Consider the following 21,158-nt stretch of genomic DNA (forward strand, 5'->3'; position numbering starts at 1 on the left):
GAGTCGGACGTCACACTCTGGGACGCGGATTGGCAACCGTCGTAGAGCTAGACCTCTTGGGCCCCCGCCAGGACCCAGGTGCCCGGTCCGGGCGCGGCTCCCGGTCCGGGCAGCACACTCACCGAGTCGGCGTCCACCGAGCCGCCGCAGTGTGGGCAGGTGACCACCGGGCTGAACGGCCGCCCGCACGAGTGCACCAGCAGCGCGGGCGGTCCGCCCGGCGGGGTGGCCCATCGGTCCCCCCATGCCATCAGGGTCATCAGCGCGGGCACGATGTCGCGACCGGCCTCGGTCAGGTGGTACTCGTGGCGCACGGGTCGCTCCTGGTAGACGACCTTCTCCACCACACCCGCCGCAGTCAGGCGCCCCAACCGCTGGGCGAGCAGGTTGCGCGAGATGCCGAGGTCCCTGGCGAGGTCGTCGAACCTGCGCAGCCCAAGATAGAGGTCGCGCAGAATCAGCGGCGACCACGGCTCAGCGACCACACCGGCTGCCTGGGCGATGGAGCAGTGCATCTCGGCGAAACGGTTCATAACCCTCAGCCTAGTCAGTTGCTTTTCTGAATCTACCCTCTTAAGTTCAGAATCCGTACTCACTGTGGAGGTTGTCATGCCCGTTGCCCGAGCCGAGTCGACCAGCCTGCGTTACCGCGAGGCGGGCGAGGCCAAGGACCTCGACGCGCTGATCGCCACCCTCGCTCCCGACGTGGTCTTTCACTCTCCCCTCAGCGCCCGCGCACGGTTCGCCGGACACCGGCAGATGCGCGAGCTGTTCGGCGTCGCCCTGAACGTTCTGGGCGGCCTGCGCTACCACACCGACGTCGGCGACGAGCGGACCCGCATGCTCGCCTCCTCCGCCCATCTGAACGGCCAGGAACTGGAGGAGAGCACACTGCTGCGCCTGAACGACGAGGCCCTCATAGCCGAGATCACGATGTGGATACGGCCGCTGCCCGCACTGACGGCCGTGATGGCGGCACTGGGCCCGGGACTGGCCCAGGCCGCCGGCAAGCCGGTGCTCTCGGCGCTGGTCGGGGCAGCGGTCAAGCCGCTCATCCTGATGACCCGCGTTGGCGACCGCACGCTGGTCCCCCTACTGGACAAGCCCTCCGGCTGACGACGGTCCACTCCAGAGCGCACTGCTCATTTGCGTGATCTGCCCGCCGAGCACGGGCGGTGATTCGCGTCTACGACAGGTTCCGATCCTGCCCGACGACAGGGTCTTCCAGTACCTGATGCGGCACGTGATCACCGAGGCCGCCGCCCGCGGGCAGGCGGACCTTGAAGAGTGGTCAGCGTGGACTCCACCCCGGCCAGCAAGGTGCGGCTGAAGGCGGCCCAACCGAGCCGCTCTCAAGGCAGGCCGACCGGCAGGGTCCACTGTCCTTGTCCTGCCCCCGGCCAGGCCGCCGACAGCCCGCAGTTTCACGCGGCCTGCGAGCTGGCGCTCGGGCCAGCCATCCGGTGATGGTCTTGGGCGCGGCGCCGGCCACGGCTGCGGCGCCGGCGATGTCCACCCGCACATCGTCCTCCAGGGGCGGCAGGCCCAGCAGGGCGCCGGCCGCGGGCGCTCGCCGCGGGCCAGGGCCTGGCACAGGGCGGCCAGGTGCTCGTGCAGGTCGACGGTCTCGACCGGGCTGGTGCTGTTCGAGGTGGTCATCGGCGCCTCCAGCGTCTGCAGCTCGTGTTCCTTCGGGCACGGGAAAGGCCCCCGCCGGGTTCGGCGAGGGCCTCGTTCACCGCACCCTGGTGGCCGCGATGGCCAGGTCGGCGTGCAGACCGGCGGCCTGGCGAGCCGCCGGCGCCACGGTGTCGCGGTAGGCGGCCACGCCGTCGGCCAGAGCATCGTCGTGGCACTGACGCGCCAGCGCGATCATCTCCTCGGCCACGGCCCCTACCTCGTCGAGCTCTCTACACCGCTCCGAGGACGCGACCCATCAACCTTGCGCTCGCGCACACCAGTGGCATCTGGACCTGCGCCCCGGCCACTCCGCAACAAGAGGATGAGTCGGCTCATGCCGACTCATCCATCAAGATCTCTCAGGACACTCACGGTTCGAGTTATATCGTTCGCCAGAACCATTTCATCATCGCATTGTCGATTCGATGCGGCGCATCACCTCGCGGCAGAAGGCAGTCACCCCGTTGGGGTCGTCGGTGAACTGGGAGGGCTTGATGCAGAAGGTGGTGAAGCCCAGGGACATCTGCTCGGGGATGGATTCGAGGGCCTGGGCCAAGTCGCCGCAGGACCGGTCGTCGGGGAAGACCGCCCGGATGCCGCCGACCATCTCGAGCTCGGCAAGATCGCGTCCGGCGGCGGTCATGGCCTCGGCGAGGCGGCGCATCTCGTCCGGGGTCGGGCGGCCGAGGGGGTTGAAGGCATGGCCGTGCCGCACGATGCGGCGCACCATCCCGTCGTGCATGCCGGCTCCGCCGAAGCACAGCCGGGGACCTTCCGGCCGGTATGCCTTGGGTTCGAAGTAGACGTCTTCGAAAGAGAAGAACTCGCCCTTGTAGGAGGCGGGCGACGGGTCCCACAGGCGACGCCAGACCTCCAGGTGCTCGTCGAGCATGCGTCCGCGCCGGGAGAACGGCACACCCAGCGCGGTGTACTCGTCCCGGCTCCAGCTGACGTTCGGCAGCACGGTCAGCCGGCCTTCCGACAGGAGGTCCAGGGTGCCCAGCTCGCGGGCGAGCAGGAGCGGATGGCGGAGCGGAGCGATCACCGCGGACGCGGCCAGCCCCACCCGCTCGGTGACGGAGGCGATCGAGGCGAGCATGAGCAGGGAGTTCGGCCAGGGCATGCACGGGTCCTGGTTGCCGGGCAGCGCGTAGTCCCGGGGATTGCCCATGACGCCGTTGGCGCAGGCATCCGGGCCCAGCACGATGTGCTCACTGATCATCACCGAGTCGAATCCGGCGTCCTCCGCCTCGCGCGCCCAGCGGATCACCAGGGGTAGGTCGACCTTGCCGCCGGTCATCGTCCAGTTCTCGGAAAGGACAAGTTGCATGCGGGGACCAGCCATCTGGATGTCCTTTCATGACAGGGGGCGGTTCCTGCGAGCCGCCCCCTTCGGGTTTCACCGCACCAGGTCGGATATGGCCTGGCTGTTCTCTCTGTCGCGCCGTACGGCGCCCACCGCCGTTCCCGCGGCGAGGACGAAGAAGGGCAGGGCGACCAGGAACCAGCCGAGCCCGGACAGGCCCCACGACTGGGTGGTGGGATCGACGCCCTCCGTGGCGGTGCCGGCCAGCAGGCCGAAGCGTGACACCAGCAGGTACATCCCGAACACGAGGCCGGCGATGGCGGCGATGGGAGCGACCAGCGTGCTCCACCCGCTTCCGCCGCCCTCCCGGCGGAAGTAGGCGATCACAGCGATCGAGACCAGGATCTCGACCAGCACGATCGCCAGCACCGCGAGGGCGCTGAACCAGGTGAACAGATGCACGACGGGGTCCAGGCCGGCGACGAGGAACAGCACAATGACGACCAGTGAGATCACGGAGATGGCGGCCGTGCCCAGCGCCGGGGCGCCGCGCCCGTTCACCCGGCCGAGCGCGCCGGGCAGCACCCCGGCCCGCGCCATCGAGAAGACGTAGCGGGCAGCGCTGTTCTGGAAGGCGAGGATGCCGGCGAAGAGGCTGGAGAGGACCAGCCAGCTCATTAGCGTCGCCAGCCAGCCGCCGACGTACTCCTCGGCGACCGCGAACAGAACTGCGGCGGGGTCGGCCAGCGGCGTGCCGTCCACCGTCGAGATCTCCACGACCCGATCGACGACCCCGGCGGAGCCGAGGCCACTGACCACCGCCCACGAGGTGAAGGCGAACAGCAGCGCGATCAGGGCGACCGAGAAGTACGTGGCGAGCGGGACCGCCCGCTTAGGGTCCCTGGTCTCCTCGCCGTAGATGGCGGTCGCCTCGAAGCCGATGTACGAGGCGAAGGCGAAGGTGAGCGCGATGCCGGCCGAGCCGGCGAACCCGCCGGCGAAGATGCTCGACGGCGAGAACGACGAGCCGGGCGACAGGCCGTCCGGGCCTCCGCCGCTGAGCAGCACCGCCGCCGCCACCAGGGCGAGTGACAGGACCTCGAGCACCATGAGCACGCCGAGGACCTTGGCGCCGACGTCCACGCTCAGCGCCGACAGGCCGGTCACCGCCGCCCAGGCGATCAGCGCCCACACCCACCAAGCCAGGTCGATGCCCAGTGTGGCGTTCATCTGGCCGGTCATGACGGCACCGAAGAAACCGAAGACGGCCAGCTGGATCGTGAGGTAGGCGAGCAGCGACACATAGGCCGATCCCACGCCCGGCGCGACCCCGAGACCGCGTCCGACGTACGCGAAGAAGGCGCCGGTGTTCGTGACCCGGTGGCTCATGGCGGAGTAGCCGACGCTGAAGACCAGCAGGATGAGCCCGACCACCAGGTAGGCACCGGGTGCTCCGGCGCCGCTGCCCAGGACGATCGCCATCGGGACCGCCCCCGTCATGCCGACCAGGGGCGCGGCCGCGGCTACGACGAAGAAGACGACGCCCGCGATCCCGAGCCGGTTCCGTGCCAGGTGACCCTCATCGGCCACCGGTTCCTTGTTCTCCATACCAGACCCTCTCTGCGGGACGGTGCGTCAGTGACGTTGGCAGCAGCAGAGACCGGCCTGCATGCAGGCGGCGCCGTAGGCGTTACGCCGCTCGATCGCCGCGGGCGTCATGGCCTCGACCACGGCGGCGTCGGAGCTGGTCCCGTCGTAGACCACGGTGCCGTCCAGGACGGTGGCCGCGATGGGCATGTCGACGATCGTGTGCGGGTCGCCGTCCAGGACGTCGCCGGCCAAGACGCACACGTCGCCGGCCATGCCGACCGCGAGCGTGCCCTTCCAGCGCTCGGCGCGGTCCTGCCAGGCGGAGGTCCTGGTGTAGCTGACCAGCGCCTCCTCGACGCTGATGCGCTCCGCCTCACCGGCGACGCCGCCGAAGCGGCCCTCGCGCAGCACCGCCGACTGCACACCCTGCCGCCAGCTCGGCGGGGTCACCGGCGCGTCCGACGCGCTGGTCACCTTCACGCCCAGGTCGAGGGCGGTCCGGTAAGGCCACTGGTAGTCGGTGCGCTCGGGGCCGAGGTTGGCGTCCAGCGTCCGGCCCAGCAGGTACTTGATCGTCGCGTTCATGTTGGCGCCGATGCCGTTGCGGGCCATCGTGCGTAGCGTGCCGACCGGCGTCAGGTCCCCGTGGATCACGTAGTGACGCGGGTCGTGGAAGCGCCGGTTGCCGCGCATGGCGGCCAGGTAGGCAGAGACGACGGCGTCGATCCCGGCGTCGCCCGTGGCGTGCGTGCCCACCTGCAGGCGCGAGTCGTGGACAAGCTTGATCATTTCATGGATGTTGGCGACCGCCTCCTCGATCGTGGCGCCGGCGATGACCGGTGCGCCGTTGCGGCCGTCCACGTAGGGCTCGTGCAGCCAGGCGGTCTGGGCCGCGGTCGGCACCCCGTCGATGATGAGCTTGCAGCCGGCGACCCGCAGCAGTCGTGGATCGACCCCCCGCGGCTGCTGGAACGCGGCCAGCGTGTCGCGTACCTCCTCGGGGGACCGGCCGCCGGTGATCAGCACGGTCATCCGCATGGCGAGCGCGCCCTCCAAGGACATGCGCCGGTAGAGGTCCAACTGGGAGTAGCCGATTCCGGGGTCGGTCATGCTGGTGATGCCCTGGGCGTGCAGCAGCCTGATCCCGGTCTTGATCGCGTTCTCGGTCTCCTCCGGGGTGAACGGCGGGACGATGGCCTGGACCAGGCCCTGCGCGCCCTCGCGCAGCACGCCGGTGGGCTCGCCCGCATCGTCCTTCTCGATGACGCCGCCGGGCGGCGGCACGGTGTCCCGGTCGATGCCGGCCAAGTGGAGCACCTTGGAGTTCACCGCGAGCATGTGCCCGGAGAAGTCGCGCAGGATGACCGGATGGTCCCCCGAGACAGGGTCGAGATCCGTCCTGCGGGGCGCGCGCGGCAACCGGTTCTCGTTCCAGCCGCCACCGCGGATCCAGGAGCCGGGGCTGGTCGCCCCGGCGGCGGCCGCGGCGACCAGGCCGACCAGCTCCTCGAGCGTCGCAGTGTCCACGTTGATGTTGAACGGCGGGAGGTCGAAGCCCAGCCCGTTCAGGTGGACGTGCGAGTCGTTGATGCCGGGGAGCACAGTGCCGCCGCCGGCGTCGACGGACTGCGTACGCCGGCCGGACAGCTTCAGCATGTCCCTGTCGTTACCGACCCCGATCACCACCCCGCCGCGGATGGCCACGGCCTGGGCGATGCGCATGCGCCGGTCCATGACCACGACGCGTCCGTTGTGGATGATCAAGTCCGCGGGTCCCTTGCCCGGTCCATGGGCGAGGGCGGGAGAGGCGGGCAGCGCTCCGGCCAACGCCGCGCCGGCCGACACCGCGGCAGCGTCTCTGAAGAATTTACGACGGTTCACAGGGGAACTCATGGGGGGTCCCTTCGAAGGGGGCTCGACTCGGGCCGGAGCGGAAGACGACTCGCTCGGCGCGTGCCCAAAAGAATGTTCGGGCCTAAACGACCTGTCAAGATGTTTGGGCCGAAACGAATTCCTGGGTTTCTGCCAGGATGAGCCGCTGCGAGGGCAGCTCGGATCCCGCTCACGGCGTGCGGGAGCGGTCGTGATGCCGATCGGTCAGGCCAGGGTGACGTCCACGGGGAGTCGCTTGATGCCGTTGACGAAGTTGGAGCGGACGCGCGGCACCTCGCCGGCGAGGCGGATGTCGGCGAGGCGGGGGATGAGCTCCTCGAACATGATGCGGATCTCGGTGCGGGCCAGCAGATTTCCCAGGCACAGGTGCGGGCTGCCCTTGCCGAAGGTGAGGTGGTCGTTCTTGGTACGGGTGACGTCGAAGCGATACGGATCCACGAAGGCGCCCTCGTCCCGGTTGCCCGCGGCGAACCACATCACGACCTTGTCGCCCTCCTTGATCCGCTTGCCGCCGAGTTCCACGTCCCGGGTGGCCGTACGGCGGAAGTGATAGACCGGCGAGGCCCAGCGCAGGAACTCCTCGACCGCGCCGGGGATCAGCGAGGGGTCGCAGCGCAGCAGGTCGAGCTGATCAGGGTTCTCGATCAGAGCCAGCATGGTGTGCGTGATGGCGTGCCGGGTGGTCTCGTTGCCGGCGACCACGAGCAGGAGGAAGTAGTTGTCGAAGTCCTGGTCCGACAGGGGGATGCCGTCGCGTGGGGTCTCGTTGACGAGCCTGGAGACCAGGTCGGTGCCGGCGCCGTCGCGGCGCCGGCCGGCCAGGGCCCGGCCGTACTCGAAGACCTCGAGGGTGGCGGGGGAGCGGAAGGGCAGATGTTTGTACTGCTCGCTCTCCTCGCTGCCCAGCAGCACATCGGCGTAGTCGGGGTCGGTGTTGCCGATGATGCGGTTTCCCCAGTCGATGAGCTGCTTGGTGTCGTCCTCGGGCACGTCGAGCAGGCGGGCCAGCACGTTGATGGGGAAGTCCGCGGAGACCTCGGCGACGAAGTCGAAGGAGCCCTTGGCGAAGGCGGCGTCCAGGGTGGTGGCGGTCAGGCCGCGCAGGAAGTCGGCGTACTCGCCGATGACGGAGGCGCCGAACTGGCGCTGCAGCAGCCCGCGCAGGGCGCGGTGGCGCACGCCGTCGAGCTCCAGGATGGAGGCGCGGCGCTTGATCTGGTCGTCGTCGACCTCTTCCAGGTTGACGAACTTGGTGGAGGTGAACGTCTCGGGATCGCGGTCGACGCGAGCGATGTCCTCATGCCGGGTGAGGGCCCAGAATCCGGCGTTGGGCGCGGGCTCCGGCTGCCAGCGCACGGGGTCTTCCAGGTGCAGGGTGCGGAACATGCGCCACGGTGTCACGCCGTCGGTGAACCTGCCGGGATCGGCGAGATCGACCTCGTCCAGGGGCAGGGGGTCGGGGATCATGTCGGTTCTCCTCGGCGTCACAGGTGGAAGGCGTATTCGGTGAACTCCCAGTCGGTGACGTGCCGATGGAAGCGCTCGAGCTCGTTGCGTTTGTAGGCGAGGTAGGAGGCGGCGAAGCCCTTGCCGAGCAGGTCGATCAGCTCGCCGTCGGTCTCGAAGGCGTCCAGCGCGTCGGCGAGTGTCATCGGCAGGATCGCGGCGCGGGAGGTGTCGTAGCCATAGCCCTCCAGCGGGGCCGGTGGCTCCTGCCCATCGCGTATGCCCAGCAGCGCGGCGGCGAGGGTGCCGGCCAGCAGCAGGTACGGGTTGGCGCTGGGGTCGCCGAGCCGGAGTTCGAAGCGGGTGCCGGGGCCGCGTTCGGGTGGGATGCGCAGCATGGCGCTGCGGTTGTCCAGGCCCCAGTCGATCAGCCAGGGCGCCAGGGTGTCGGGGCCGAAGCGCTTGTAGGAGTTGATGGTCGGGTTGGCCAGCGCCGCCAGTGCCGAGGCGTGCGCCAGGACACCCGCGATGGCGTGGCGGGCGGTGGTCGACAGCCCGTGCGGCGCGGAGGGGTCGTCGAAGATGTTCGGGCCGTCCTCGCCGGCGGTGCAGGACAGGTGGAGATGGAAGCCGGAGCCGCCTTCGTCGTTGAACGGCTTGGCCATGAAGGTGGCCATGCGTCCTTCGGCGCGGGCCAGTTCCTTGACCGCCGCCTTGAACAGGAAGGTCCGGTCGGCGGCGTCCAGGGCGCTGGAGTGCACGAGGTTGATCTCGAACTGGCCGCTGCTGAACTCGTGGTTGCCCATGCTCACGCCCAGGCCGAGATCGCGCAGGTGGCGCAGCGTGCGCAGGAGGTGCGCGTCGGGGTCGCCGCGCCGTCCCGCCGTGTAGACGTTGCCGGGGGTTTCGGCGTAGCGCCGCCAGCCGTTCGGCGCGGTGGGGCTGGGTTCGCACAGGAAGTACTCCAGCTCGGGGCCGACCACGGGGACGAGTCCCTGTTCGGTGTACCGGTTGAGCACGGCCCGCAGCAGGTCGCGCGGCGATTCGGGAACCAGGCCTCCGTCGGACGGATCGACGACCTCGCCAAGACACCAGGCGACGCCCGGCTCCCAGGGCAGTGGCCTGAGCGTGCTCAGGTCCGGCCGGACCGAGATGTCGGGCAGCCCCCGGTCCAGGCCGCCCTCGACCGGGACCACATCTCCCTGGGGGCTGGTGTGGTAGACGGCGCGGCAGAAGGCCAGACCGTGCTCGCAGGCTCCGCTCAGCTGATCCACCAGGACGTCCCGGGCGCGATCGGTGCCGATGAGGTCGGGGTAGACCACCCGGACCACGTCGATGTCCCCGGCGGTCAGCCGTGCCAGGTGTTCGTGGACGGGAATCGTTTCGCTCATCGGCGTCCCCTCGGGCGGGCGGTGGAGGCACGGCAAGATGGCCTCTAGCTTCGTTTGAAGTCAAACGATATGGTGGGGCAGCCCGCCCCGCAAGGGGTCGACCGCACCATTTTCCGCACTCACGCCTCTTGACCTGGCGTGGGCGTCTATCTATGTTGTTTGGATCCAAACGAGTTAGGAGGTGTGGCCCATGAAGGTCGTCGTCGACACGAACAAGTGCCAGGACCACGGGCAGTGCGTTTTCGCCGCTCCTGACGTCTTCCGGCTCGACGAAGCCGGGCGCCTGGCGTACGTCTCCGGCCCGGACGAGTCACTGCGCGCCGATGTCGAGGACGCCGCCGACGTCTGCCCACTGCAGGCCATCACCCTTGAGGACTGACGTGTCGCGGAATGTGATCGTGGCCGGAGCCTCGATGGGGGGCCTGCGCGCCGCCGAGCAGCTGCGCGCGGCCGGCTATACCGGTCTGATCACGGTGGTTGGAGAGGAGCCGCGGATGCCCTACAACCGGCCGCCCCTGTCCAAGGAGGTGCTGGCAGGCAGGCAGTCCTTCGACTCGCTGGCGTTCCGGCCGCGGGCCAGCGTCGCCGACGTGAAGTGGGTTCTCGGCACGGCGGTGGTCTCCGCCGATGTCGGCCGGCGCGTTGTCGGACTGGCCGACGGCTCGGAGCTCACCTTCGACGGCCTGGTCGTCGCGACCGGCGTACGACCGCGGCGACTGCGCTGCCCCGGCCTTGCCGCCCGCCGCCGCACGCTGCGCACCCTGGCCGACGCCCGGGTCCTGCGCGCCGAGCTGACCCGCCCGGGTGTGCGGGTCGTCGTGGCCGGCGCGGGGTTCATCGGGTGCGAGGTCGCCGCCACGGCCGTCGCGCTCGGCGCCGCCGAGGTGACCGTGGTCGACCCCGAGCCGCTGCCCATGCTGCGCCCCTTGGGCGAGCTGACGGCGCGCGAACTGCTGCGCAGGCACGAGTGGCATGGCGTGCGCTTCGCCCTCGGTACCGCCGTGACCGCCTTCGACGACCGCGGCGTCGTCCTGGCCGACGGGCGCCGGCTGAACGCCGACGTGGTGGTCGAAGCGGTGGGATCTGTGCCCAACACCGACTGGCTTGCGGGCAACGGGCTGGACCTCGACGACGGCGTGCGCACCGACGGGCTGCTGCGGGCGGGCGGCCTGCCGTATCTGGTGGCGGTCGGTGACGTGGCCCGGTTCCCCAACGCTCGCTACGACGGTGTCCCGCGCCGGGTCGAGCACTGGTCGATTGCAGGCGACAGCGCCAAGCGGGCCGCCAGAACGTTGGCCGCGCACCTCGCCGGCACCGAGCCCGATCCCGAGCCGTTCGCGCCGCTGCCCAGTTTCTGGAGTGACCACCACGACTTCCGCCTGCAGTGCTTCGGCGCCCCCGCACTCGGTCTCGACGACGTCCGCGTGCTGGAGGGCGAGGCGGCCGGTGACTTCGTCGTCGGCTACCACCGCGGCGGGCGGCTGGTCGGGGTCGTCGCCCTGGGCGGCCCCGCCGTCACCGCCGCGGCCGCCCGCCACCGATCCGCCCTGCTCAAGCAGCCGGCTTTCACCGCCTAAGGAATCGCACCGCTATGACTACAGGGTTCTGGTACCCGCGGACGGCCACCGGCCGGTCCTCGCTGATCCCCGCACCGCCGTGGCACTACTCCGGCGACATGCTCACCGTCGAATACCGGACCGACCCGGCCCGGGTCCGTGAGCTGCTGCCCGAGCCGCTGGAGCTCGCCCCCGAGGACCCAGGCGCCGTCGCGCTCATCTGGGCGGACTGGCAGTCCTGCGCGGCCTCCGGCGAAGAACTGCTCGACCCGGTACGTGCCCAGTACAAGGAGGCGTTCGCGGTCGTGCGCTGCTCCTACCTGGGGCGCACGTACTCACGCTGCGTCTACATCTGGGTGGACAAGGACTTCGCCGTCGCGCGCGGCGTCCATCAGGGCTATCCCAAGAAGCTCGGCTCCATCCACCTGACGCGGCCCCACCCGTACGGTCCCGCGCCGCGGATCGAGGCGGGCGCGCGGTTCGGCGCGACGCTCGCCGCCGCCGATCGCAGGCTGGCCCACGCCGTCGTGACGCTGCGCGAGCCGACGCAGCACAACGGCTTTGTCAACGGCCACCCGATGGCGCACCACCGCAGGTTGCCCGCCATCGGGAAGGACGGCGGGCTCGCCCTCGACGAGTTGATCGAGTCGGGAGCCGCCGCCTTCGAAGGTGGCACACCCTGGCGCGCTGACGCCGAGTTGGAGCTGTTCGAGGCCCCCACCGAGGAACTGGCCAGGCTGGAGATCCGCGAGCCCATCGCCGCCTACTACCGCCAGGTCGGCGTCGTCTGGGACGGCGGCAGACTCCTCGATCCGGCCCCGCAGATCGCGAAGGACGAGTCATGAGCCATGTCGCGACCGTGGCCGGGGTGCCCGTCGACACCCGGCACTGGATCGGCGGCGCCCGCGTCGCCTCCGCCACGACCTTCACCGATGAGTCGCCCATCGATGGCCGTACCCTCGCCGAGGTCGCCCGTGGCGAGCGGACGGAGGCCGAGGCGGCCGTCGCCGCGGCCCAGGCGGCGTTCCCCGGCTGGGCGGCCACGCCGGCTGCCGAGCGGGCGCGCCTGCTCCGCGGGATCGCCGAGGGCGTGGAGAAGCGCCTGGAGGAGCTGGCGATCGTCGAGACCACCGACAACGGCGCGCTGCTGCGCTCCCACCGCCGCGGCGTGATGCCGCGAGTGGCGCACAACCTCCGCTTCTTCGCCGACCGGCTGGAAGACATCGGGCACGAGGACTTCGCCACCCGTGGTCACAGCAACCACGTCTCCTGGGACCCCGCAGGGCCGTGCGTCCTGATCACCCCCTGGAACGCGCCGCTCATGCTGGCCACCTGGAAGGTCGCCCCCGCGCTCGCCGCGGGCAACACGGTGGTCCTCAAGCCGTCCGAGTGGTCGCCGCTCACCGCCTCGCTGCTGGCCGACATCGCGGCCGTGGCCGGGCTGCCCGCCGGCGTCCTCAACGTCGTGCAGGGGTACGGCGCGGAGGTGGGCGCCGCGCTGGTGGCCCATCCCGGCGTGCGCCGGATCAGCTTCACCGGCTCCGTTCCGACGGCCAAGAACATCGCGCGATCCGCCGCCGGCAATCTCATCCCGGCCAGCTTCGAGCTGGGCGGCAAGTCGCCGCTCCTGGTATTCGCCGATGCCGACCTCGATCTGGCCGTGGACCTGGCGGTGGAGCAGTACGACAACGCCGGTCAGGTCTGTCTGGCCGCGACGCGGCTGCTCGTGGAAACCTCCATCGCAGAGGAATTCACCCGACGCCTCGTCGCCAAGGCGGCCAAGCTGCGGCAGGGCGACCCGCGTGCCGAGGTCACCGACATCGGCCCCAACATCCATACCCGGCAGATCGAGAAGATCGACGGGTTCGTGCGACGGGCGGTGGCCGCCGGAGCGCGCGCCGTCGTCGGCGGCGGCCCCAACACCGACCTCGGCGGCCTCTACTACCGGCCGACGCTGCTCACCGACGTGGCGCAGGACAGCGAGATCGTCCAGGAGGAGGTCTTCGGCCCGGTGCTGACCCTGCAGACCTTCGACACCGAGGAGGAGGCCGTCAGGCTGGCCAACGACACCCGGTTCGGGCTGGCCGCCACCCTCGCCACCGGCGACCGCGACCGTGCCCGGCGGGTGAGCGAACGCCTGGTCGCCGGCACGGTCTGGATCAACTGCTTCTTCGTTCGCGATCTGCGGGCGCCCTTCGGCGGCTCCCGGGAGTCCGGCGTCGGCCGCGAGGGCGGCGACTGGAGCTTCGACTTCTACTGCGACCTGAAGAACACCGTGACCGCACCGGAGGGATGGAACCATGGGTGAGATCGTCGGGGCGGGCCTGCTCGCGCACGTCCCCACCATCGTCCTCCCCGAGCAGACGCGCCTGGAGCTGAACGAGGGCAAGGAGATCACCCTCGTCACCGGGCTGCGCGAGCTGCGCAGGGAAGTTTTCGAGACCCTCGACTACGACACCGTCGTCGTGCTCGACTCGCACTGGGCCACCACCGTGGAGTTCGTGGTCACCGCGCAGCAGCGCCGCGCCGGGCTGTTCACCTCGGAGGAACTGCCGCGCGGCATGTGCCGCATGTCCTACGACTTCCCCGGCGACCCCGAACTGGCCCACAACGTGGCCGCCTTCGCCGACAAGCACGGCACCTGGATCACCCCGATCGACGACCAGTATCTGCCGATCTACTACGCCACCATCAACTTGTGGAAATTCCTCGGAGAGGGACTGCCGGACAAGCGGTGGGTGACGATCGGTGTGTGCCAGACCGGCGACATGGAGGACCACCTTCGCCTGGGCCGAGCTCTGGCCGACGGCATCGCGGCCACGCCTGGCCGCAAGGTGCTGCTCATCGCCTCCGGCGCGTTGTCCCACACCTTCTGGCCGCTACGCGAGCTGCGCGACCACGAGGCCGGCGACCCGCGCCACATCTTCACCCCCGAGGCTCGGGCGGCCGACCTGGAGCGCATCGCCTGGTTCCAGCAGGGCCGTCACGACCGGGTGCTGGAGACCATGCCCGAGTTCTGGACGTACAAGCCCGAGGCCCGCTTCTTCCACTACCTCATGATGATCGGCGCCCTCGGCGAGCAGGCGTGCACGGCGCCCGCCCGCCAGTACGGCGAGTACGAGAACTCCATCGGCACCGGCCAGGCCCACCTCTGGTTCGACCGTCCATCGCGCGGCTGGACCGCGCCTCGACAGGAGAACGACCATGCCTGAACACCGCCGCGTCCTCCTCAACGGCGCCGTCGTCGAGACCGTGCGCGAGGGTGACGAACTCCTCGCTGGCGACGGCCGGCGCGTCAGGGCCGACGACGCGGTCCATCTGCCGCCGGTCACCCCCACGAAGATCATCGCGGTGCACCTCAACCACCGCAGCCGGGTCGAGGAGTTCCAGATCAAGCTTTCGGCCACGCCGACGTACTTCCACAAGCCCACGTCCTCGCTCAACGCCCACCGGGGCGAGGTCGTGCGTCCCGAGGGCTGTAAGTGGCTCAACTACGAGGGCGAGGTGGCGATCGTCATCGGCCGCACCTGCCGCAACGTCCTCCCGACGGAAGCGGGGGAGTACATCGCCGGATACACCGTGGCCAACGACTTCGGCCTGCACGATTTCCGTGACACCGACGCGGGGTCCATGCTGCGGGTCAAGGGTTCCGACACCTTGTGCCCGCTCGGCCCCGGCGTGGTCACCGGATGGGACTTCCGCGGCAAGTACCTGCGCACCTACGTCAACGGCACTCTGGCCCAGGACGGCTCCACCGACGAGATGGAGTGGGACATGCACTACCTCGTCGCCGACATCGCCCGCACCATCACCCTCTATCCGGGAGACGTGCTGCTGTCCGGCACTCCCGCCAACTCCCGCCCCGTGCGACCGGGTGACCTGGTCGAGGTCGAGGTCGAAGGACTGGGACGGCTCGCCAACCGCGTCGTCAGCGGCCCGGCCGCGATCCGTACCGACCTCGGCGCCCAGCCCACCGAGTCGGAGGAGGTCCTCTCCACCGCCCTCGGCGGTGACTGGGAGTTCCGCGGCATCCGCTCTCCCCGGCGCGGCTGATCCCTCTCATCCCCACGGAGCAGGAAGGGCAATGAAATGATCTCCGAGGACTGGGTCGCCCGCGCCGAGCGGTTGGCCCTGCCTGCCCAGCACCACATCGACGGTGGCGACGAGCCCGGTGGGGGCACGACCTTCAAGGTCGTCTCGCCCCGCGACGGGCAGGTACTGACGGAGGTCGCCGACGCCGGGCAGGCCGAGGTCGACGCCGCCGTCGCGGCCGCGCGCCGCGCCTTCGACCACGGGCCGTGGCCGCGTCTGGCGCCCGCGGAACGTGGCCGCGCGCTGCTCAGGCTCGCCGACCTGATCGAGGAGCGGCGTGCGGACCTGGCGCTGACCATCAGCCTGGAGATGGGCAAACCCATCAAGGACGCCTACGGCATCGAGCTGCGCGCCGCCATCTCCACCTTCCGCTGGTACGGCCAGCTCGCAGACAAGCTCACCGATGAGTCCCCGCACACAGCTCCCGACGCCCTCGCACTCGTCACCCGAGAGCCCGCAGGCGTGGTGGGCGCTGTCGTGCCGTGGAACTTTCCACTCACCATCGCCTCGTGGAAGGTCGCCCCAGCCCTGGCGGCCGGTTGCACGGTCGTGCTCAAACCGTCGGAGTGTTCGCCGCTCTCGGCGCTGACGCTCGGGCTGCTGGCCACCCAGGCCGGCCTGCCGCCCGGCGTGTTAAACGTCGTCGCCGCAGGCGGCCCGGCCGCCGGACGGGCACTCGGCCTGCACCCCGACGTGGACGTGCTCGCGTTCACCGGCTCCACGGCCGTCGGCCGTCACTTCATGCGCTACTCCGCCGACTCCAATCTCAAACGGGTCTGGCTGGAGCTCGGCGGCAAATCCCCGAACATCATCCTGCCTGATGCCCCCGACCTGGACCGGGCCGCGGCCACCGCCGCCTGGGGCATCTTCTTCAACCAGGGCGAGATGTGCACGGCGCCCTCCCGCCTGCTCGTCCACTCCTCCATCGCCGACCGCGTGACCGAGGCCCTCGTCACCCGGGCGCGCGAGCTGCGCGTGGGCGACCCCCTGGATCCCGCGACCGAGATGGGACCGCTGGTCGGTGAGGCCCACCTCGGACGGGTGCTCGGCCACGTCAAGTCCGGCATCGAGGAGGGAGCCAGGCTGCTGACGGGTGGAGCGCGTCGGCAGACCGGCAGCTACCTGGAACCCACCGTGTTCGATCACGTCGTTCTCGGCATGCGGCTGGCCCGCGAGGAGATCTTCGGGCCTGTGCTGTCCGTGCTCACCTTCGATGACCTGGACGAGGCCGTCACGCTCGCCAATGCCACCGAGTACGGCCTGGCCGCCGGACTGTGGACGGGCGACCTGTCCACCGCCCATCAGGTCTCCCGCGCCCTGCGCGCAGGGACGGTCTGGGTGAACTGTTACGAGGAAGGCGACCTGACCGTGCCGTTCGGCGGTATGAAGCAGTCCGGCAGCGGCCGGGACAAATCTGCCCATGCCCTGGAGAAGTACACCGAGCTCAAGACCACGTGGATCCAGCTGTGAGACCGCTGATCGCCATGCCCGCCCGCTTCTCCGCCTCGGCGTCGGCGCTGCGCCACCACGCGGAGGTGAACGCCCGCGCGCTGGTCGAGGCCGTGTGGAGAGCGGGAGGCGAGCCCGTCTCGCTGCATCCGCACGCCCCCGGCGGCGTCGCCGACCCGGACGAGGTCGCCGGCCGCCTGGCCCGCTTCGACGCCGTCCTGCTGCCCGGAGGCGGCGACATCGCCCCCCACCGTTACGGCGCGGGCACAGCCCACCGGAGCGTCTACGACGTGGACGACGAGCAGGACGGTTTCGACCTGGAGGTGGCTCGCCAGGTCCTGGCCGCAGGGCTGCCGCTGCTGGCCGTCTGCCGCGGGCTGCACGTCCTCAACACTGTGCTCGGCGGCACTCTGGAGCAGGACATGGGCGGCATCGGCCTGGATCATCGCCACGTGGTGCACCCCGTCGCCGTGCTGCCCGGATCGCTCCTGGAGCGGACGACGGGAGCGCAGAAGGCGAGCGTGTCCTGCTACCACCACCAGCGGGTGTCGAAGATGGGACAAGGGCTGGTCGTCACGGCGGAGGCCGCCGACGGGACAATCGAGGCAATCGAAGGGCCCGCCCTGGCCTCCTGGCTCGTCGCCGTGCAGTGGCATCCAGAGGACAACGCCCGCGAGGCGAACACCCAGCAAGCGATCTTCGACGCCTTCGTCCGCGCGGCCCGCCCCTGATCAGCCCTCCCGTGTGGCCTGCCGGCGGCGTCCGCTGCGGCGGGGGGCGGGCTTGGCGCCGTCCAGTAACGCCAGCCGGCGCTCCTCGCCGTTCTCCTCCACCTGCAGGACGACCTGGCGCAGTCCGGTCGCCAGGGCGCGGCAGGCGTCGTCGTCGAGGCGGGACGTGACGAACGACTCCTCCGCGTTGAAGTCGGGAAACACTCGCCTCATGAGCTCCTCACCCTCGCCGGTGAGGCTGAGGAGCAGCAGCCTGCCGTCGGAGGGATGTTCGGAGCGCCGGACCAGCCCACGCAATTCCAGCGTGCGGATCACACCGGTCAAGGTGCCCTTAGAGATGCCGGCCTCCTCGGCCACATGCCGGCTCTCCGACTCGCCCCAGATCCAGATCACCCACAGCACCACGAACGCGGTCCACGTGAGGTCGCTGCTTCTCAGGACCGCGTTCTCCAGGTGCTGACGGACCGCCGCGGCGGCTCGGTAGATGTTGGCCACCACCGCCATGCGCTCGTGGCTGACCGGCGTGCCGCCGAGCTTCGCCTCGACCAGCTTCTCCGCCTCGGTGATGGACCGTTGCCCGGGCACGTGCGGCCCTCCCTACGCCAGGAACCGAAAAACCGTTCGGGCTCAAAGTATAGGTGCAGGCCCCCGCCGTTCGGTCATCATTCCTCCTATGACTCTGCCGGGGTGCCCGGCGACGCCGCCACCGTGGCGGCTTGGATGCGCGGGGCGGCGGGTGACATCCACGCCAGGACGAGCGCGGTCGTGACGGCGCCAAGCGCGGTGATGATGGGGATGGCAGGGCCGATCTCATCGGTCCGAGGTGGAGGCGGTCGGCGACGAGGCCGAGGGACAGGACCGGGGCGAGGTAGAGGGGAAGCATCAGCGACACTGCGGCCCGCGCGCCGCCTCCGGCGGGGCCCAGGACCATGGAGACGCCTTGCGCCGCGCCGACCAGGTCGGTGGCGCGGGTGCGTTCGGCCTCCGTGGCGGCGACGGTGATGACCAGGCCCAACTGGGTCTCCGTCAGCGTCAGCTCGCGGGCGAGTGGCGCCAGGACCGGGGTCAGTAGTCGTTGTGCCGAGAACACCACCAAGACGGCGATGAGCAGCGGGATCAACGATTTTCGCACGGAGGAGCCCTTCTCCGAGACGGCGGTGGCCGTCAGGTCGTGGAGATGTCCGTGGCGGCCCGGTCATGCGCTGGGCCGGGAGGCGTAGGGGAGCAGGGCCATCTCGCGGGCGGTCTTGATGGCCTGGGCGATGCGGCGCTGTTGCTGGACGGTGACGCCGGTGACGCGGCGGCTGCGGATCTTGCCGCGGTCGGAGATGAACTTGCGCAGCAGCGCGGTGTCTTTGTAGTCGATGCGGTCTACGTTGAGCAGCGGGTCGGGCTTCTTGCGCGGGGCGCGGCGGGGCTTCACGCGATCTCCTTGAGGTCGAGGATGAGGGCGAACGGGTCGTCGTGGCCTAGGCGTTCGCCCTCGGCCAGCAAGCAGGAGTCGAGCAGGCCGTGCAGGCGCTCGACGTCGAGGTCGGGGCCGGTGAAGACCAGGTGCTGGACACGGTCACCGTGCTCGGGATCCCACTCGAGGGCAGCCGCCGCGCGGCGGGCTGGGGAGACGAGGTCCCAGGCGGCTTCGGGCAGGGCGGCCAGCCACGGTCCGGCGTCCTCGACCGAGACGATCCCGGCGACGGCGTCCCACGCGAGCAACCGCCCGGGCCGGGTGGCCAGCCAGAACCGGCCGCGTGAGCGTACGGACTCGGTGACCAGCTCGTCCACGGCCTCGAAGAAGCGGCCGGGATGCAGCGGACGGCGGTTGCGCCAGACCGTCGTGACGATCTCCTCCGTCCGGGCGTCGGCGGGGAGCCGGGCGGTGCTGGGATCCACACGTTCGGCCAGCTCGGCCGTGCACAGGGCCGGGCCGGTGACCATCGGCAGGGCCGCCACGCCGTGCACCGGGGTGAGCGGGGCGAGGTGGGTGAGCACCCGCCGCGACAGCTCGTGGTCGTCCTCGTCCCCGCCGTGCAGCACCAGGCCGGTGGCGTACTCGAGCTGGCGGGCCAGGACCTCGGCCAGGTAGCGCTGGTCGCCCGCGGCCGCGGGTTTGCCGACCTCACCGAGAGGTTCGCCGCGCGTGATGTCGTCGGGCATGGCCTCGGCGTCCAGGGCGGTGAGCACGGCGGTGAGCAGCAGGGTCTCGCGGGCTTCGTCGCAGTCGATGGCCTCGGCCACCGAGCGCGGCTCGACCGTGTCCCACAGGTCCACGATCAGCAGGGTCGCGGTGGGTGCCAGCAGGACGAGCTGGGGGAGCAGATCCTCGCGGACGGTGCAGGTGACGCAGCCGTGGGCGAGGTGGACGTCGGCCGTGTCCAGGACGCGGCCGGCGTCGCGGACGGTGCGCCGAACGCGCCCATGGGTGATGTCGCCGAGGTCGTGGTGGATGGCGACGGAGCCCGGATGCCGGGCCAGCAGTTCGTCGACGGTGGCGGTGCGAGCCGCGTCATGCAGGCCTGCGACGAGGACGACAGGGATTGGCACCGAGCCTCCAGTTGGCGAAACGAAAACCATTATCGTTATCCTGGCACAGTATCGCACGACCGATTAGGAGCCGCTTTGGCCAGAAATGAGGTGCGCCCCGTGATCAAACTCAAGTCCACGGCCGGCACCGGCTACACCTACGTGACGACGAAGAACCGGCGCAACCACCCGCACCGGCTCGCCCTGCGCAAGTACGACCCCAGGATCCGCCAGCACGTGCTGTTCAGGGAGGAGCGATGAAGAAGGGCATCCACCCCGACTACCGCCCGGTGGTCTTCCGCGATCCCGGCGCGGGCTTCGCTTTCCTCACCCGTTCGACGATCAGCAGCGACAAGACGATCGAGTGGACCGACGGAAAGACGTACCCGGTGGTGGACGTCGACGTGTCGTCGGCGAGCCACCCGTTCTACACCGGCCGCAACCGCGTCCTCGACACCGCCGGCCGGGTCGAGCGGTTCAACCAGCGTTACGGAAGGACCTGATGTCCGCGCACTGCCAGCTCACCGGCGTCAAGCCGGTCTTCGGCAACAACGTCTCCCACTCCCACCGCCGCACCCGGCGCCGCTGGAACCCCAACATCCAGCAGCGCCGCTACTGGCTGCCCAGCGAGGACCGCTTCGTCCGGCTCACGCTCAGCGCCCGCGCGATCAAGACGGTCGACAAGATCGGTGTCGAGGCGGCCGTCGCGCGCATCCGCGCCAGGGGAGAGAAGATCTGATGGCCAAGAAAAGCAAGATCGCCGCCAACGAGCGACGCAAGGCCGTCGTCGCCCGCTACGCCGAACGGCGCGCCGAGCTGAAGGAGATCATCCGCACCGGCACATCCCAGGAGCGTGCGGACGCCGCGCGCCAGCTGGCCCGCCAGCCGCGCGACGCCAGCGCCACCCGCATCCGCAACCGCGACTCCGTCGACGGCCGGCCCCGCGGTCATCTGACCAGGTTCGGGCTCTCCCGCGTGCGCTTCCGCGAGATGGCGCACCGCGGCGAACTGCCCGGCATCACGAAGGCGAGCTGGTAGCCATGGCCGTACCCAAGCGCAAGACCTCGCGCAGCAACACCCGGCACCGCCGCAGCCAGTGGAAAGCCGCCGCCCCCGACCTCGTCCCGATCACCGTCAACGGCAGGGAACTGCTCGTCCCGCGCCGTCTCATCCGCGCCTACCAGCGCGGACTGATCACCATCGACTGAGGCCACCGGGTCACCGGACGGCCCGCCGGGCCGTCCGGTGACCCGGTGGCAAGCAGCGTGCTGAACCAGGGTTTGCGGGAGTCGGCTGGGAGTCGCCCACGGTCGTGAACCAAGCCCGTCCGCCGCGGCGGGCCAGGATCGTCGCGGCACGATCGTGAGTGGCGGCGTCGCAGTCGTAGGAGCCGACCCGGACAATTACGAGAGATCGAAGGGGGCGGGGGAGTGGCCTTCCCAGATCCGGCGGGAGGCCTCTTCGGGGTAGGGCAGAGTCTTCGACTCGGCGTCCAGGACGCGGG

At 70.3% G+C, this 21,158-nt stretch carries 24 protein-coding genes; 14 read left to right on the forward strand and 10 right to left on the reverse strand.

Annotated features, from left to right (window positions below; genetic code table 11):
- Positions 1-47: 47 nt before the first annotated feature.
- A complete protein-coding gene (locus tag E1267_RS02280; protein WP_220449309.1) occupies positions 48-533 on the reverse strand; it encodes a winged helix-turn-helix transcriptional regulator in 486 nt (161 codons plus the stop codon).
- Positions 534-609: 76 nt separating this feature from the next.
- On the opposite strand from E1267_RS02280, the gene E1267_RS02285 reads away from it, so the two are divergent.
- Entirely contained in the window at positions 610-1,116 is a 507-nt protein-coding gene (locus tag E1267_RS02285; protein ID WP_165959428.1) for a nuclear transport factor 2 family protein, read from the forward strand.
- A gap of 619 nt (positions 1,117-1,735) precedes the next feature.
- On the opposite strand, the gene E1267_RS44020 is transcribed toward E1267_RS02285, so the two are convergent.
- The 6 genes from E1267_RS44020 to E1267_RS02310 form a co-directional block, all read right to left on the reverse strand.
- Entirely contained in the window at positions 1,736-1,888 is a 153-nt protein-coding gene (locus tag E1267_RS44020; RefSeq protein WP_165959429.1) for a hypothetical protein, read from the reverse strand.
- Positions 1,889-2,086: 198 nt separating this feature from the next.
- Positions 2,087-3,025, reverse strand: coding sequence for a TIGR03619 family F420-dependent LLM class oxidoreductase (locus tag E1267_RS02290; protein ID WP_220449310.1), 939 nt, complete (start codon positions 3,023-3,025; stop codon positions 2,087-2,089).
- A 54-nt stretch (positions 3,026-3,079) separates the two neighbouring features.
- Complete coding sequence (locus tag E1267_RS02295; protein ID WP_132329124.1) at positions 3,080-4,594, reverse strand: APC family permease; 1,515 nt, start codon at positions 4,592-4,594, stop codon at positions 3,080-3,082.
- 27 nt (positions 4,595-4,621) lie between these two features.
- A complete protein-coding gene (locus E1267_RS02300) occupies positions 4,622-6,340 on the reverse strand; it encodes an amidohydrolase (protein ID WP_165959430.1) in 1,719 nt (572 codons plus the stop codon).
- A gap of 333 nt (positions 6,341-6,673) precedes the next feature.
- Positions 6,674-7,936, reverse strand: a complete 1,263-nt coding sequence (locus E1267_RS02305; RefSeq protein WP_132329128.1) for a cytochrome P450 — start codon at positions 7,934-7,936, stop codon at positions 6,674-6,676.
- A 17-nt stretch (positions 7,937-7,953) separates the two neighbouring features.
- Positions 7,954-9,306 (reverse strand): glutamine synthetase family protein, encoded by a 1,353-nt coding sequence (locus E1267_RS02310; RefSeq protein ID WP_132329130.1) that lies wholly within the window; start codon positions 9,304-9,306, stop codon positions 7,954-7,956.
- Between the two features lie 190 nt (positions 9,307-9,496).
- On the opposite strand from E1267_RS02310, the gene E1267_RS02315 reads away from it, so the two are divergent.
- Genes E1267_RS02315 through E1267_RS02350 form a run of 8 tightly spaced genes read left to right on the forward strand, consistent with a single transcriptional unit; the run spans position 9,497 to position 17,134 of the window.
- Positions 9,497-9,685: a ferredoxin gene (locus E1267_RS02315; RefSeq protein ID WP_132329132.1), complete on the forward strand. Its 189-nt coding sequence runs from the start codon at positions 9,497-9,499 to the stop codon at positions 9,683-9,685.
- Position 9,686: 1 nt separating this feature from the next.
- Positions 9,687-10,883 (forward strand): NAD(P)/FAD-dependent oxidoreductase, encoded by a 1,197-nt coding sequence (locus E1267_RS02320; protein WP_132329134.1) that lies wholly within the window; start codon positions 9,687-9,689, stop codon positions 10,881-10,883.
- 14 nt (positions 10,884-10,897) lie between these two features.
- Positions 10,898-11,707: an acetoacetate decarboxylase family protein gene (locus E1267_RS02325; protein ID WP_132329136.1), complete on the forward strand. Its 810-nt coding sequence runs from the start codon at positions 10,898-10,900 to the stop codon at positions 11,705-11,707.
- Entirely contained in the window at positions 11,704-13,170 is a 1,467-nt protein-coding gene (locus tag E1267_RS02330) for an aldehyde dehydrogenase (RefSeq protein WP_132329138.1), read from the forward strand. The genes E1267_RS02325 and E1267_RS02330 overlap by 4 nt, the downstream gene beginning before the upstream one ends.
- Positions 13,163-14,074: a 3,4-dihydroxyphenylacetate 2,3-dioxygenase gene (locus E1267_RS02335; RefSeq protein WP_132329140.1), complete on the forward strand. Its 912-nt coding sequence runs from the start codon at positions 13,163-13,165 to the stop codon at positions 14,072-14,074. Before E1267_RS02330 ends, E1267_RS02335 begins: the two co-directional genes overlap by 8 nt.
- On the forward strand, positions 14,067-14,915 hold the full coding sequence (locus tag E1267_RS02340; RefSeq protein ID WP_132329142.1) for a fumarylacetoacetate hydrolase family protein: 849 nt from the start codon (positions 14,067-14,069) through the stop codon (positions 14,913-14,915). The genes E1267_RS02335 and E1267_RS02340 overlap by 8 nt, the downstream gene beginning before the upstream one ends.
- 36 nt (positions 14,916-14,951) lie before the next feature.
- Positions 14,952-16,424, forward strand: coding sequence for an aldehyde dehydrogenase (locus E1267_RS02345; protein WP_132329144.1), 1,473 nt, complete (start codon positions 14,952-14,954; stop codon positions 16,422-16,424).
- Complete coding sequence (locus E1267_RS02350) at positions 16,421-17,134, forward strand: gamma-glutamyl-gamma-aminobutyrate hydrolase family protein (protein WP_246063355.1); 714 nt, start codon at positions 16,421-16,423, stop codon at positions 17,132-17,134. Before E1267_RS02345 ends, E1267_RS02350 begins: the two co-directional genes overlap by 4 nt.
- Here E1267_RS02350 and E1267_RS02355 read toward each other — a convergent pair whose 3' ends face one another.
- The 3 genes from E1267_RS02355 to E1267_RS02365 form a co-directional block, all read right to left on the reverse strand.
- A complete protein-coding gene (locus E1267_RS02355) occupies positions 17,135-17,719 on the reverse strand; it encodes a MarR family winged helix-turn-helix transcriptional regulator (protein WP_132329146.1) in 585 nt (194 codons plus the stop codon).
- A gap of 610 nt (positions 17,720-18,329) precedes the next feature.
- Complete coding sequence (gene rpsR, locus E1267_RS02360) at positions 18,330-18,557, reverse strand: 30S ribosomal protein S18 (protein ID WP_132329148.1); 228 nt, start codon at positions 18,555-18,557, stop codon at positions 18,330-18,332.
- Positions 18,554-19,675 (reverse strand): CobW family GTP-binding protein, encoded by a 1,122-nt coding sequence (locus E1267_RS02365; protein ID WP_132329150.1) that lies wholly within the window; start codon positions 19,673-19,675, stop codon positions 18,554-18,556. The genes rpsR and E1267_RS02365 overlap by 4 nt, the downstream gene beginning before the upstream one ends.
- A gap of 75 nt (positions 19,676-19,750) precedes the next feature.
- Between E1267_RS02365 and rpmG the strand changes: the two genes are divergently transcribed.
- The 5 genes from rpmG to rpmF are packed head-to-tail and all read left to right on the forward strand — an operon-like array spanning position 19,751 to position 20,862.
- A complete protein-coding gene (gene rpmG, locus E1267_RS02370) occupies positions 19,751-19,915 on the forward strand; it encodes a 50S ribosomal protein L33 (protein WP_132329152.1) in 165 nt (54 codons plus the stop codon).
- On the forward strand, positions 19,912-20,157 hold the full coding sequence (locus E1267_RS02375; protein ID WP_132329154.1) for a type B 50S ribosomal protein L31: 246 nt from the start codon (positions 19,912-19,914) through the stop codon (positions 20,155-20,157). The genes rpmG and E1267_RS02375 overlap by 4 nt, the downstream gene beginning before the upstream one ends.
- The gene (gene rpmB, locus E1267_RS02380) at positions 20,157-20,393 is read left to right on the forward strand and encodes a 50S ribosomal protein L28 (RefSeq protein ID WP_132329156.1); all 237 of its coding nucleotides are present in this window, start codon (positions 20,157-20,159) and stop codon (positions 20,391-20,393) included. Before E1267_RS02375 ends, rpmB begins: the two co-directional genes overlap by 1 nt.
- Positions 20,393-20,692 (forward strand): 30S ribosomal protein S14, encoded by a 300-nt coding sequence (rpsN, locus tag E1267_RS02385; protein WP_132329158.1) that lies wholly within the window; start codon positions 20,393-20,395, stop codon positions 20,690-20,692. The genes rpmB and rpsN overlap by 1 nt, the downstream gene beginning before the upstream one ends.
- Positions 20,693-20,694: 2 nt before the next feature.
- Positions 20,695-20,862: a 50S ribosomal protein L32 gene (rpmF, locus tag E1267_RS02390; RefSeq protein ID WP_132329160.1), complete on the forward strand. Its 168-nt coding sequence runs from the start codon at positions 20,695-20,697 to the stop codon at positions 20,860-20,862.
- Positions 20,863-21,158 lie beyond the last annotated feature (296 nt).

It is taken from the genome of Nonomuraea longispora (genome assembly GCF_004348345.1).
In the GTDB taxonomy this organism is placed as follows: domain Bacteria; phylum Actinomycetota; class Actinomycetes; order Streptosporangiales; family Streptosporangiaceae; genus Nonomuraea; species Nonomuraea longispora.